This window comes from Streptomyces marispadix, assembly GCF_022524345.1.
Lineage (GTDB): Bacteria > Actinomycetota > Actinomycetes > Streptomycetales > Streptomycetaceae > Streptomyces > Streptomyces marispadix.
On record NZ_JAKWJU010000002.1, the window covers coordinates 4,916,548 to 4,930,816 of the forward strand.

Annotated in this window: 7 protein-coding genes; 1 reads left to right on the forward strand and 6 read right to left on the reverse strand. The window is 70.1% G+C overall.

All coding sequences use genetic code 11. The features are described 5' to 3' along the window. Positions 1-162: 162 nt before the first annotated feature. The 5 genes from MMA15_RS20695 to MMA15_RS20715 all read right to left on the reverse strand — a co-directional run bounded on the left by MMA15_RS20695 (position 163) and on the right by MMA15_RS20715 (position 9,044). Positions 163-1,809 carry a maltokinase N-terminal cap-like domain-containing protein gene (locus tag MMA15_RS20695; RefSeq protein ID WP_241061632.1) on the reverse strand — a complete coding sequence of 549 codons (1,647 nt, stop codon included), beginning with the start codon at positions 1,807-1,809 and terminating at the stop codon, positions 163-165. A gap of 182 nt (positions 1,810-1,991) precedes the next feature. Next, positions 1,992-3,722, reverse strand: coding sequence for a maltose alpha-D-glucosyltransferase (treS, locus tag MMA15_RS20700; protein WP_241061633.1), 1,731 nt, complete (start codon positions 3,720-3,722; stop codon positions 1,992-1,994). Beyond that, the gene (locus MMA15_RS20705; RefSeq protein WP_241061634.1) at positions 3,719-5,842 is read right to left on the reverse strand and encodes an alpha-1,4-glucan--maltose-1-phosphate maltosyltransferase; all 2,124 of its coding nucleotides are present in this window, start codon (positions 5,840-5,842) and stop codon (positions 3,719-3,721) included. Before MMA15_RS20705 ends, treS begins: the two co-directional genes overlap by 4 nt. 635 nt (positions 5,843-6,477) lie before the next feature. Beyond that, the gene (locus MMA15_RS20710) at positions 6,478-7,737 is read right to left on the reverse strand and encodes a cytochrome P450 family protein (protein ID WP_241061635.1); all 1,260 of its coding nucleotides are present in this window, start codon (positions 7,735-7,737) and stop codon (positions 6,478-6,480) included. Beyond that, entirely contained in the window at positions 7,734-9,044 is a 1,311-nt protein-coding gene (locus MMA15_RS20715; RefSeq protein ID WP_372498278.1) for a cytochrome P450, read from the reverse strand. Before MMA15_RS20715 ends, MMA15_RS20710 begins: the two co-directional genes overlap by 4 nt. Before the next feature lie 601 nt (positions 9,045-9,645). On the opposite strand from MMA15_RS20715, the gene glgP reads away from it, so the two are divergent. Continuing rightward, on the forward strand, positions 9,646-12,279 hold the full coding sequence (gene glgP / locus MMA15_RS20720; protein WP_241061636.1) for an alpha-glucan family phosphorylase: 2,634 nt from the start codon (positions 9,646-9,648) through the stop codon (positions 12,277-12,279). Between the two features lie 203 nt (positions 12,280-12,482). On the opposite strand, the gene MMA15_RS20725 is transcribed toward glgP, so the two are convergent. Beyond that, the gene (locus MMA15_RS20725) at positions 12,483-14,096 is read right to left on the reverse strand and encodes a M4 family metallopeptidase (RefSeq protein ID WP_241061637.1); all 1,614 of its coding nucleotides are present in this window, start codon (positions 14,094-14,096) and stop codon (positions 12,483-12,485) included. Positions 14,097-14,269 lie beyond the last annotated feature (173 nt).

The window sequence follows — 14,269 nt, forward strand, 5'->3', positions numbered from 1 at the left end:
GTCTCCGGCCGGGCCGTTGCCACGGGCGGGCAGAAAGGTGGCGGGAACGTGCGGCTGTGCGTCTCCGTCGGGCTCGGGCGACTGGGGAACGGTCACGATCAGAACCTCCTGATTGCGTCGGCGGCTTGCGGACAGGGCCCGTTCGGACGAGCGGTCCACCGCCTACGGGTGTGGCGGAGCAGCCGCGAGGCGGCGGATCGCGGACATCGGGACGTGCAGCCAGGTGGGCCGGTGCCGGGCTTCGTAGAGGACCTCGTAGACCGTCTTGTCGGTCTCGTACGCGCGCAGCAGAGTGGCCTCGTCACGGGGGTCGCTGCCGGAGGCTTCGGCGTAACCGGCGCAGAACGCGGCCCTGTTGGCGGCGGCCCACCGCCGTGCGAACTCTTCACCGGAGCCGGTTTCGGACCCTGCGCGAGAGCCGGAGCCGGTGCCGGATCGTGCATCCGGCTCGGCCCAGGGCCGCTGGCATGCCGCGTAGTCGAAGGAGCGCAGCATCCCGGCGATGTCGCGTACGACCGGCTGCGGCACGCGCCGCTCCGCGAGAGGCCGCGCGGGCTCCCCCTCGAAGTCGATGAGCGACCAGTGGCCTTCGGGGCCCGACAGCACCTGTCCCAGGTGCAGATCGCCGTGTACGCGCTGCGCGTGGCAGGTGTGCCCATAGCGCCCCAGGGCGGCGAGCGCGCGGAAGGCGTCACGCAGTCCCGGCCGGTACGGGCGCAGTTCGGGCACCGCACGGCCTGCCGCGTCCAGCCGTTCCGTCATCGCCGCCGCAGTGCTCTCCAGGGCGTCGCGCGCCAGTACGCAGGTGGGCAGCGCCCGGGCGAGGCCGGTGTGCACCTCCGCGGTGGCACGGCCCAGGCCGCGGGCCTCGGCGGTGAAGTCACGCCGCTCGGCGAGGGCGTTGAGGGCGAGCTGCCAGCCGTCGCGGCAGCCCGGCAGATAGGGCTGTAGCACCCCGAGCGTCATCGCCCCGGCTGGAGGGCGAGCCGTGTCCGCCGTGCCCACCGCGACCGCCGCGCCCTTCACGTCTTGCGTGTCCGCCGTGCCCACCGGGACCGCCGCGCCCGTCGCGGACACCGACACCGCTTCGGGCCCCGCTGCCACTTCGGACCGGTCACCGGCCGGTGCCGGCACCTCGGCCTCGAACCATGCCGTCGGCGCCGGGACCCGCCGCGAGCCGTGCCGTGCCAGCGCCAGCGGCAGCTCCAGATCCGGATTCACGCCCGGCTCGACGCGGCGGAAGAGCTTGAGGATGTACCGATCGCCGTACACCACCGAGGAGTTGGACTGCTCCGCTGCCAGCGGGCGTGGCGCGAGACCTCTCGGCGCCGTGGCGTCGGGCCCGAGCCGGAAGCGCAGCGGCCCGAGGCTTCCCGGGGTCGTGATCCGCTCCAGCAGATGTGCGGCGAGAAGCGGATCGTGCAGCGCCTCATGGACCACGCGGCCGTGCAGCGGCCCGCCCGAGAGCCGACCGATGAGTGAGCCGTCGTCGACGGGAGGCAACGGCGATGCCGCGTCCCGCACGCCCAGCAGCAGTTGATAGCAGTCGGCGGACTCCGCGTCACTGCCGGACTGCCGTGCCCGCACCAGCAGATGGATCAGCCCGGGAGCATCTCCCGTACCGTCGCACGGCAGCAAACCGGTGGCGGCGACGAGGGCGAAACCGCTGATCGGGCGGCCCTTGCCCGCGAACCAGCGCTGCCGGGGCAGCCATTCGGCGAGCGGCCGGGAGAGCGGGCCGAGCAGTTCGCCGGCGGAGAGGACGGTGTCCGTCCGAAGGGCTGTGCGGGACAAGGAACTTTCCGACATGACGTCTGGCGTCCTTTCCCCGGGTACACGAAAAGCACGCAGATTGTGTCTAAATGTGGTGTTCTGTGTCCGCTTGTGAGTGCCGTGTCGGAGATCTTCACCCGGCGGCCTACGGCTGAGGCCCGGAGCCGGTCGGCGGCTCCGGGCCTCAGCGCTGTCTCCGGGCGGGTTCCCGGCGGGTGTTACAGATGCGCGTCCCGTTCGGCCGGCCCGCGCAGCCGGAACCAGTAGAAGCCGTGGCCGCCCAGCGTCAGCAGATACGGCAGTTCGCCGATCGGCGGGAAGGCGACGCCGCCGATCAGCTCGACCGGGACCCGCCCGTTGAAGAACTGGAGGTCCAGTTCGGTCGGCTGCGCGAAGCGCGAGAAGTTGTTCACGCACATCACCAGGTCGTCGCCCCCGTCGGGCAGCCGCACCTCGCGCAGGAAGGCGAGCACGGCCGGGTTGGACGAGGGGAGTTCGGTGTACGTGCCGAGCCCGAACGCCGGGTTCTGCTTGCGGATCTCCACCATCCGCCGCGTCCAGTGCAGCAGCGAACTCGGCGAACTCATCGCCGCCTCCACGTTGGTGACCTGGTAGCCGTAGACCGGGTCCATGATCGCGGGTAGGCAGAGGCGGCCCGGATCGCACGAGGAGAAGCCCGCGTTGCGGTCCGGGGTCCACTGCATCGGCGTGCGCACCGCGTCCCGGTCGCCGAGCCAGATGTTGTCGCCCATGCCGATCTCGTCGCCGTAGTAGAGGATCGGGGAGCCGGGCAGCGACAGCAGCAGGGCGGTGAACAGTTCGATCTGGTCGCGGTCGTTGTCGAGGAGCGTCGCGAGGCGGCGGCGGATGCCGATGTTGGCGCGCATGCGCGGGTCCTTGGCGTACTCCGCGTACATGTAGTCGCGTTCCTCGTCGGTGACCATCTCCAGGGTCAGCTCGTCGTGGTTGCGCAGGAAGATGCCCCACTGGCAGCCGGAGGGGATCTCAGGCGTCTTCGCGAGGATCTCCGAGACGGGATCGCGCGATTCGCGGCGCACGGCCATGAAGATGCGCGGCATGACCGGGAAGTGGAAGGCCATGTGGCACTCGTCGCCGCCCTTGTCGTAGTCGCCGAAGTAGTCGACCACGTCCTCCGGCCACTGGTTGGCCTCGGCGAGCAGCACGGTGTCGGGGTAGTGGGCGTCGATCTCGGCGCGTACGCGCTTGAGGAAGTCGTGCGAGCGGGGCAGGTTCTCGCAGTTGGTGCCCTCCTCGGCGTAGAGGTACGGGACGGCGTCGAGCCGGAAGCCGTCGACCCCGAGGTCCAGCCAGAAGCGCAGGGCGGAGATCATCTCCTCCTGCACCGCCGGGTTCTCGTAGTTGAGGTCCGGCTGGTGGGAGAAGAAGCGGTGGAAGAAGTACTGCTTGCGCACCGGGTCGAACGTCCAGTTGGACGTCTCGGTGTCGACGAAGATGATGCGGGCGTCGGGGTAGCGGGTGTCCTTGTCGTCCCAGACGTAGTAGTCGCCGTAGGGCCCGTCGGGATTGTGCCTCGACTCCTGGAACCACGGGTGCTGGTCGCTGGTGTGGTTCATGACCATGTCGATGATGACGCGCATGCCGCGCTGGTGCGCCGCGTCGGTGAACTCCACGAAGTCCGCCAGGTCCCCGAACTCCGGCAGTACGGAGGTGTAGTCGGAGACGTCGTAACCGCCGTCCCGCAGCGGCGACTTGAAGAACGGCGGCAGCCACAGGCAGTCGACGCCCAGCCACTGGAGATAGTCGAGCTTCGAGGTGAGCCCCTTCAGGTCGCCGATGCCGTCGCCGTTGCTGTCGTGGAAGGAGCGGACCAGCACCTCGTAGAAGACGGCCCGCTTGAACCACTCCGGGTCGCGGTCCTTCGCGGGCGTGTCCTCGAACGTGTCCTGTACGGGGGTGTTGACGGTCATGGGTGAGTGCCCTTCGGGTCGTCGGGGGCCGCGTTGTCGGCGTGGTCGGTGTAGCCGGCGTGGTGGGCGTCGTGGGGGCGCAGCGTGAGGACGTGCGCGGCGGCGGGGGAGTCGCCGCCCGCGGACAGGCGCACGTAGTTGCTCCTGCTCCAGTCGTAGGTCCGTCCGGTCAGCTCGTCGTGCACCGGGAAGGACTCCCGCCCCTCGGCCTGTGCCGGGCTGAGGCCGAAGCGGCGCAGGTCGTGCTCGGAGAGGTGCACCGTCGCCTCGTGCGTACGGTTCGGGTCGAGGCTGACGACGACGATCACGGTGTCCTGGTCAGGGCCGTGCGCTTCCGGGGTCTGGTCGCCGCCTTGCCCCGGATGGTGTTTGGAGAAGGCGATGACCTGGTCGTTGTCGCAGTGGTGGAAGGTGAGCGAGCGCAGCGAACGCAGCGCGGGATGTGCGCGGCGAAGCCTGTTGAGCTGCCCGATCAGGGGTGCGATGGTCCGCCCGGACTCCTCGGCTGCGGCCCAGTCGCGGGGGCGTAGCTGGTACTTCTCCGAGTCCAGGTACTCCTCGCTGCCGGGCCGCACCGCCTTGGCCTCGCACAGTTCGTAGCCCGCGTAGACGCCCCAGGAAGGGGAGAGCGTCGCGGCGAGCACGGCTCGCGTCTCGAAGACGGGGCGTCCGCCCTGCTGGAGGCTCGCGTGCAGGATGTCCGGGGTGTTGACGAAGAAGTTGGGCCGCATATAGGAGGCGGCCTCGCCGGAGAGTTCCGTCAGATACTCCGTCAGCTCCTGCTTGGAGTTGCGCCACGTGAAGTACGTATAGGACTGCTGGAAGCCGACCTTGGCGAGGGTGTGCATCATCGCGGGGCGGGTGAACGCCTCGGCGAGGAAGACGACATCGGGATCGGAGCGGTTGATGTCCCCGATGACCTTCTCCCAGAAGACCACCGGCTTGGTGTGCGGGTTGTCGACGCGGAAGATGCGTACGCCCCTCGCCATCCACAGCCGCAGCAGCCGCAGGGTCTCCCGTACGAGCGACGAGTAGGCCGACGGATCGGTGTCGAAGTCGAGGGGGACGATGTCCTGGTACTTCTTCGGCGGGTTCTCGGCGTGCGCGATAGTGCCGTCCGGACGGTGCCGGAACCACTCCGGGCGCTCCTTGATCCAGGGGTGGTCGGGCGAGCACTGGAGCGCGAAGTCGAGTGCGACCTCCATGCCCAGGCCGCGGGCGCGTTCGACGAAGTACTCGAAGTCCTCCACGGTCCCCAGGTCGGGGTGCACCGCCTCGTGGCCGCCGGCGGCCGATCCGACGGCCCACGGCGAGCCCACGTCGTGCGGGCCCGCGGAGAGCGCGTTGTTGGGGCCCTTGCGGAAGGCGTCCCCGATGGGATGCACCGGCGGCAGATAGACCACGTCGAAGCCCATGGCGGCGACGGCGTCCAGCCGGGCGGCGGCCGTGCGGAAGGTGCCGGAGACCGGGGGCTCGCCCTCCTTCTCCGGGAGCACCGCGCCCTCGGAACGCGGGAAGAGTTCGTACCAGGACCCGAACTGCGCGCGTTCACGCTCCACTTGGAGGGGCAGCGGGCGGGTCGCGGTGACCAGTTCACGCAGCGGATAGCGGTCCAGTACGGCGGTCACCTGCGGCGTCAGCGCGGCCGCGAGCCGTGCGGCGACGCCGCGGCTGCGGCTGCGCAGCGCGTCGGCCACCGCGAGCACGGCGTCCTTGCCCTCGCTTCTGGGCACGTCGGCGGCGGCGCGTTCGTGCAGCACCGCGCCTTCCTCCAGCACCGCTTCGGTGTCGATGCCGGCGGGGACCTTCAGCTTCGCCTGACGGCGCCAGGTGGCGATGGGGTCGCTCCACGCTTCGATCGCATAGGTCCATCTCCCTTCGCTGTCAGGGGTGATGTCGGCGGCCCAGCGGTCGGTGCCGGGGGCGACCTCGCGCATGGGGGTCCACGGGCCGCGGCGGCCGGTGGCGTCACGCAGTACGACGTTGGCGCCGAGGGCCTCGTGGCCCTCGCGGAAGACGGTGGCCGAGACCTCGAACGTCTCGCCCGGTACGGCCTTGGCGGGGTGGCGCCCGCAGTCGACGAGGGGACGTACGTCCAGGACGGGGATGCGACCGATCATTGCTTCACCTTGGTGCGGAGTGGAACAGGCGGACGGTTTGTGATCTTCCGCCTGTTCTATCTGCTTCGCCTGGAGTGCCGGTGCCGCGCGCATGGCCGCGACGCGCGTTCACTCGCCCGGCGGGGTAGGGGCCCTGGCGGGTGTATGCGCTGGATTTCCGGGGGTTGGGGGCCGTATCGGGGGGTCGGCGGGGGCTCGTACGGGGCCCGGACGGTCGGATGGGAGGCCGGGTGCGGAGGTCGCCCGCGAGTCCGGCTGTGAGTCCGTCTGCGAGTTCGTCCGTGAGTTCGCCCGCGAGTTCGTCTGTAAGGGGAGGCCTGCGGGTCCGGGGCGGGCGCCAAGAGCCGTAGCCCGGCGCCGAGTTGGGCTCCGCGGAGCCGCCTCCGTGACCGCTCCCAGCGGTCCCGCCGGTCCCGTGGGCGGCCGGGCATCCGTGAACGCCCGGCCGCGTACGGAGAGGCGGGCCGGGTCCCCCCGGTGGCCCGGGGCGAGCCGGGGCGCAACGAGCCGTGCCGAACGGGGCGGCGCCGAACCGGAGCCGGTCCATGACGGGATGACGGCTCGGGCCATGACGAGCGGGTCGGGGACGCCCCGTCGACTCCGCGGGCGTCCTCGTCCCCGTACCCGCTACCGCTTCAAGCGTCGTTCAGCAGCACCGGGAAGGACCGCAGGTCGTTCTGGGTCAGCACCGGCTGGTTGACGATCTCCTCGACCGGGACCGCGAAGCGGATGCCTGGGAAACGGCCGAAGAGTGCCGGAAGCGCGATGCCCGCCTCAAGTCTGGAAAGGGCCGCGCCCGGACAGATGTGCGGGCCGTGACCGAAGGTCATATGGCGACTGGCCGTGGGCCGTGTGATGTCGAACCGGTCGGCGTCCGGGCCGTGTTGCTCACGGTCCCAGCCGATCGCGCGATAGGAGATGACGACGCCCTCGCCCTCCTTCACGACCGTGCCGTCCACCTCGATGTCCTCCGTGGCGAAGCGCATCAGCAGATGTGTGGTGGGTGTGTCCCAGCGCAGGGTCTCCTCGACCACCGCGTCCCAGCCGACCTTGCCCTTGAGCACCATCTCCAGTTGGTCGGTGTGGGTGAGAAGCGCCCGTACGGCGTTGAGGATCAGGCCGATCGTCGTCTCGTGCCCGGCGGCGACCATCGCCTTGAGGTTGCCGACGACCTCCTCCTCGGTGAGCGGTTCGCCGCCCTGGTCCGCGAGGATCAGCGCGCTGGTCAGGTCGTCGCGCGGCTCGGCGGTACGTGCCCTGACCATGTCCGTGAAGATGACGTCGAGTTCGTCGATCACGGCGAGACGCTCGGCCTGCGGCGTCAGCATCGAGAAGAACGCCTTGTAGAGGGTGTGCAGCCGCGGATGGAGCGCCGGATCGACGCCCATCAGCTCGCTGATCACGGACATCGGAAGCGGCAGTGCGAAGACCGCCTTGAGGTCGACCTCGCCCCGCGCGCCCTGCTCCTCCAGATCGTCCAGCAGACGGTGGGTGATGGACTCGACGACCGGGCGCAGATTCTCCAGCCTGCGCGGCGTGATGGCCTGCGCGGTCTTGGTACGGAGCCTGCGGTGCTCGGCCCCGTCCACCGTGAACATCGAACGCCCGGCGTCGATCATGCCGATCAGCGGCCACTCCCGCGTGACCTGCCCCTCGCGCCACAGCGTCCACCGTTCGATGTCCTTCACCAGCCGCTGGTCCGTCAGCAGCCGCCTCGCCGCGGCGTGCCGGGTCACCGACCAGGCGGGCACGCCCATCAGTTCGACGCGGGCGAGGGTGCCCGTATCGCGTAGCCTGCGGGTCTCACCGTCGAGGTCGCGCACCATCGGGTCGATGACTATCGGGCACTCGGCCTGCCCGGCGTCGGAGGAAGAGGTGGAGGCGGGGAGGCTCATGACCTGCCTTCGGTCGGGGGAGTGGGGGCGAAGTGGACGGGCAGCGCGGTCATTCCGCGGAGGAAGGCCGAGGGGCGGCGTGCGAGGGCGCCTGCCGGCACGGCCAGATCGATCTCGGGCAGCCGGTCGAGGAGCACCTCGATGCCGACGCGGGCGATCGTCTCCGCTATCTCCTGCGCCTGGAACGGGCACTGGAACTCGCCGTGGCTGAAGGCGAAATGGGCGCTGTTCCCGCCGCGCAGGCCCGTGTCGGCGCCTTCGGCGGTGACGTGCACCTTGGGGTCGGCGTTGGCTCCGGCGAGACCGAGCAGCAGCATGTCGCCCTCGCGTATGCGCTGCCCGCCGAGCCAGGTGTCCGCGGCGGCCCAGCGGCCCGCGAGGATCTGCGTGGGGGTGTCCTCCCACAGCACCTCGTTCATCGCCTCGGGGATGCTGCGCCGGTTCCCGGTGAGGGAGGCCGCGAAGCGGTCGTCGGTGAGCATCAGGCGTACGGAGTTGCCGATCCAGTCGGCGGTGGGCAGATGGCCCGCGGCCGTGATGGCCATCAGGTCGAGCGCGTACTCCTCGTCCGTGAAGTGCTCGGGGTAGGCGAGCATCCAGGAGGTGAGATCGGCGCCGGGCGCGAGGTGCTTCTCCGCCACCAGCTCGTGGATCTTCTTCCCGAAGTGCTGGAATCCCTCCAGGGCTTCGGGCCCGCCGTCGGCGAGGTCCGTCATCGCCTTGATCAGGCCGGGCCCGTCGGAGTCGGGGAAGCCCAGCAGCCTCGCGAGCACGAGGATCGGCAGCGGCTTCGCGTACTCGGAGATGATGTCGGCCTCGCCCCGCGCGCAGAAGGAGTCGAGTAGCTGGTCGGCCAACTCCTCGCAGTGCGTACGCAGTTCGAGCGGGCTGATGCCCTCCATGGCCGTCTGCACCATCTGGAGGTGCCGCTGGTGCTCGGCGCCGACGGTGTAGTAGATGGACGGCTGACGCTCGCCGATCATGGGGCGCAGCGGCCAGTCCTCGGGCAGCGTCTCCCACTGGTTCCACAGCCCGGAGTCGCGGGGGAAGAGCCGTGAGTCGGTGGTGACCTGGTACATCTCCTGGTAGCCGATCACCAGCCACGCGGGCACGTCTCCGGGCAGCAGCACAGGCACGACCGGGCCGTGCTCCGCGCGCATCTCGCGGTAGTGCCCTGCGGGGTCGGTGTGGAAGCGGGGGCCGCCGAGCGGCACGGCGTTGTCCTTGCTGTGGGCGGGACACTGCGGAGGCGGAGCCGGGGTCCCGAGGTCGTACTCCCCCTTGTGGGCGTGTTGATACGCCGTCACGATGCAAAACCTTCCGTGTGATGGATCGCGACCGATTGCGTACGCGGGTCGGGACTGGAATGCGTGCGGAATGACCGGAACACCGTTCCAGCGGCGCAGGCGGTACCGGGAACTGGTCAGGAACCCGCCGCAGACCGCGCCGTCACACTTCACCCCGACGGGGAGCGAGCGTGCCCTGGGCCGCGCCTTCGCGGCCCGCACCGTTGCTCTCCGCTCACCTCCGTGCTCTCCGCACGCCCCGGGCGTCCGCGTCGCGTGTGCGTAAGACGCAGGTGGTACGTGCAGAAGTCGTGCCCCCTGTACTGAGGTCACGAAGCTTAGGAGGAGAGGCGGAGCGCGGTCGAGGGGGTGGAGCTGGGCATTCCGACCCGGGCCTGTGACGAGCGGAGTTGCCGAAGGAATGTGACGGATGTGACGGCGACTGGGCGGTTTCCGGGCCGAGTTCGGGACCGCGTCGGCGCCGTAGCCGGGTCGGGCCCAGCGCCCGGCTGACGGGGGGTCGGGCGATCCGGCGCGACGTCAGGCCGACGAACCGGGTGGACATAGAGGATGAGACCGGCCATTGCCGCAATGCGTACGTATGTCCCGTTACGGTCGTGGTGTGAAGGCCATTCGTCGTTTCTCCGTGCATCCCGTACTCCCCGAACCCCTACGTCCCCTGAGCGAACTGGCGCACAATCTGCGCTGGTCATGGCATCCGCCGACCCGCCGCTTCTTCCGCGATCTGGCGCCGGGCGCCTGGCGGGACGCGGGCGGCGATCCGCTGCGCATGCTCTGTGCGCTGCCGCCCTCGAAGCTCGCTCAGCTCGCTTCCGACAGGGCCTTTCTGCGGCGGCTCGCCGTCGCCGAAGGCGACCTGCACGACGCACTCAACGAACCCCGCTGGTACCAGCGGGAGGCGGCGGACACCTCCGCCGATCTCCCGCGGGCAGTCGCCTACTTCTCTCCGGAGTTCGGCATCACCGGCGCGCTGCCGCAGTACTCCGGCGGTCTCGGCATCCTCGCCGGCGACCACCTCAAGGCCGCCGGAGACCTGGGCGTTCCGCTGATCGGCGTCGGACTGCTCTACAGGCACGGCTACTTCCGGCAGAGCCTCTCCCGTGACGGCGCACAGCGCGAGGACTACCCCGAGATCGATCCGGCCGAGCTGCCGTTGCGGCTTCTGCGCGAAGCGGACGGAATGCCGGTGACGATCACCCTGCGGCTGCCCGTCGGCCGTTCGCTGCACGCGCACGTCTGGCAGGCGCGGGTCGGACGCGTGCCGCTGCTGCTGCTCGACTCCGCGGTGCGGGCCAACGCCGAGGCCGAACGCCACGTCACCGACCGGCTCTACGGCGGCGGGGGCGAGCACCGGCTGCTCCAGGAGATGCTGCTGGGCATCGGCGGTGTGCGTGCCGTACGCGCGTACTGCCGCCGCACCGGGCACCCCGAGCCGGAGGTATTCCACACCAACGAGGGCCACGCCGGGTTCCTCGGGCTGGAGCGCATCCGCGAACTGGGCGAGCGCGGGCTGGAGTTCGACGCCGCGCTGGAGTCCGTACGGGCGGGCAACCTCTTCACCACGCACACGCCCGTGCCCGCCGGGATCGACCGCTTCGAGACGTCCCTGATCGCCTCCCACTTCGGCGACGAAGGCGAACTGGAGGGCGTCGCCGTGGACGACGTGCTACGTCTCGGCGCCGAGAGCTACCCGGGCGGCGACCCCGGCCTGTTCAACATGGCGGTGATGGGCCTGCGGCTGGCGCAGCGCGCCAACGGCGTGAGCACCCTGCACGGCGACGTCAGCCGCACCATGTTCGCGGGGCTCTGGCCGGGCTTCGACCCTGCCGAGGTGCCCATCACCTCCGTGACCAACGGTGTGCACGCGCCCACCTGGCGCTCGCCCCGCATGCCCGCCGACGCGGACACGCTGCCCGACGGCGAACTGTGGGCACTGCGCCGCACGCTGCGCGAGCAGCTCGTACGAGACGTGAGGAAGCGGCTGCGTGCCTCCTGGCGGGAGCGCGGCGCCGCGGACGCCGAACTCGACTGGACGGACGGGGTGTTCGACCCGGACGTGCTGACCATCGGGTTCGCGCGGCGTGTGCCGTCGTACAAGCGGCTGACCCTCATGCTGCGCGACCCGGAACGGCTCACCCGGCTGCTGCTGCACCCGGAGCGCCCGGTGCAGATCGTGGTGGCCGGAAAGGCGCATCCCGCGGACGAGGGCGGCAAGCGGCTGATCCAGGAGCTGGTGGGCTTCGCCGACGATCCGCGCGTACGCCACCGCATCGTCTTCCTCCCCGACTACGGGATGGACATGGCGCAGACGCTCTACCCGGGCTGCGACGTGTGGCTGAACAATCCGCTGCGGCCGTTGGAGGCGTGCGGCACCAGCGGAATGAAGGCCGCGCTCAACGGCTGCCTCAACCTCTCGGTGCGGGACGGCTGGTGGGACGAGTGGTTCGACGCGGACTTCGGCTGGGCCGTGCCCAGCGCCGACGGTGACGCCGCCGGCGACGAGGACCGCAGGGACCACGTCGAGGCGTCAGCGCTCTACGCGCTGCTCGAGGACGAGGTGGCGCCCTGCTTCTACGAGCGCGGCGCCGGCGAAGTACCCGTCCGCTGGGTGGAGATGGTGCGCAGGACCCTCGCCCGGCTCGGCCCCAGGGTGCAGGCGGAGCGGATGGTGCGCGAGTACGTGGAGCGGCTGTACGCGCCGGCCGCGCGCTCGCACCGCGAGCTGAGCGACGAGGCGGCGGCACGCGAACTGGGCGCCTGGAAGGCGAGGGTGCGTGCCGCCTGGCCGTCGGTGTCCGTCGAGCCGGTGGAGCACGGGACGCAGGAAGGGCCTGCCGCGCATGGGAGTCCTGGCGGCGACGACACCGGGGCCGACGACGGGGGACGCGGCCCCGCCGGGCTGTGGCTCGGTGCGGATCTGACGCTGCGTGCACGGGTCGCCCTCGGCGGGCTGTCCCCGGAGGACGTGGAGGTGCAGGCGGTGGCGGGCCCCGTCGACGGTACGGACCGCATCGTCGGCGGCGACGTCACGAGGGTCCCGCTCAAACCCGTCACGACAGCGGGCGGCGGCCCCGACCTCGACGGGAGCTGGATGTACGAGGGGACCGTCACGCCGGGCAGCGCGGGCCCGTTCGGATACACGGTGCGGGTGCTGCCCGCGCACCGCTCCCTCGCGTCGGGTGCCGAACTCGGCCTGGCGGCCGTGCCGTCGGACCCCGGGGACGTCTCCGGGTGAACGACTGCCGGGCACACAGGCGGACATGACCTGCCGCGGCGGATGACATGCCGTAGGACATGACGCGGAACATGACGGCGGGGCGGGTGCCGTGCGCCGAATCGCGCACGGTGCCCGCCCCGCCGGTGTGCCAGGGGACCGCAGGCCCTTGCCGGACCTGCTGCTTCGGCTATGCCCTACGGCCCGCCGAAACGGTCATGAGGTCACTTGACCGCCACGGCCGTCCAGGCGGCCTCGACCGTCTTGGTCTCGGTGCTGTCCTTGCCGAAGAGGTCGTTGGACGCCTTGACCGTGGCCTCACGGGCTGCCTTGTAGTCCGTGTTGGAGGTCATGTTCTCGGTCAGCGCCTTGAACCAGATCTGCTGGGCCTTGGTGATGCCGATGCCCTTGACCGTGGAGCCGTCGGAGGTCGGCGAGTCGTACTTCACGCCGTTCTTCTCGGACTTGCCGCTGCCCATGGACATCAGGAAGAACCAGTGGTTGGCGATGCCGGACGAGTAGTGCACGTCCACGTCGCCGGCCTTGTCGCTCCACTCGTCGAGCGAGTTGCCGTCCTTGCTGGGCTTGTCCATGTAGCGCAGCGGGGTGCCGTCGCCGTTGATGTCGATCTCCTCGCCGACGAGGAAGTCGCCCACGTCCTCCTTGTTCTCCGGAGCGTGGAACTCGACGGCCGCGGCGAAGATGTCCGAGGTGGCCTCGTTGAGACCGCCGGACTCGCCCGCGTACTCGAGCTTCGCGGTCGTGGAGGTGACGCCGTGCGACATCTCGTGGGCCGCGACGTCCAGCGAGGTGAGCGGGGCCTTGTTGCCCTCGCCGTCGCCGTACGTCATGCAGAAGCAGGAGTCGTCCCAGAAGGCGTTGACGTAGTTGTCGCCGTAGTGGACGCGGCTGGGCGCACCCTTGCCGTCACCCGCGATGCCTTCGCGCTTGAAGACCTCCTTGTAGAAGTCCCAGGTCTGCATGCCGCCGTAGTGAGCGTCGACGGCCGCGGTCTGGGCGTCTTCGGGCTTGCCGGTGCCCCACTTGTTGTCCTTGTCGGTGAACTCCTTGCCGTCACCGCTCTCGCTGTTCTCCAGGTTCGTGGTCTTGCTGCTGCCACGGGACTTGTCGGTCAGCGTGAAGTTGCCGTCCGAACCGTCGGTGGTGAGCTTGACCTCGCCGGAGTACTGGCTGGCGCCGGTGCCGTCGGCCTCCTGGATGGCCTGGTACTGGTTGAGCTTCTTGCCGGTCTTGGCGTCGGTGATGACGTGGAGCTGGCTCGGGGCGCCGGACTTCTGGGTGCCACCCTTGACCGTCTCCCAGGCGAGCACGGGCTTGCCTGAGCTGGCGTAGACGACCTTGCGGGGGGCCTTGCTGCCCTTCGCCTTCGGGGTGGCCGGCTTCTCGGCGGCGCTGACACCCTCGGTGGAGACCTTGATGTCGGCCTTGGTGTTCTTGGTGACGCCGGTCTGCTTGCCGGACTTGGACTTGTGGACGACCAGGTCGCCGCCGAGGACCGGCATGCCGTCGTACGTGCGCTCGTAGCGGACGTGGGTCGAGCCGTCCTGGTTCTTGATGACGTCGCTGACCTGGAGCTTCTCCTTGGAGCCGAGGCCGAGAGCCTTGGCGTCCGCGGCCTTCGCCTCGGCGGAGTCGGCCTTCTTGATGAGCTGGGTCTTCTGGACCGCGCTCATGGCGGCGGGCTGAGCGCCGGCCTTCGCGGTCGACTCCTTCTCCGAGGGACCGGCGGTGGCCGTACCGGCGGTGACGCCGGCAACGACGAGCGCGGCTGTGGCTGCAAGGGCGGATATCCGCTGCTTCTTGCTGAGGGATCTCACTCGGTGGCTCCTTCTGCCGTGGGGGCCGGGCAGCCGCGAACTTGCCGCTGCCCGTGCAGAACTGTGGAACAGAATGCGAAGTGTTGTTCATCGTGCGAATGCACGACCGCCTCAGCCTACTGTCGGGTACTCGTGAATGTCACCGCTTCCGTCAGAGAGTGTTCACGGCTTGA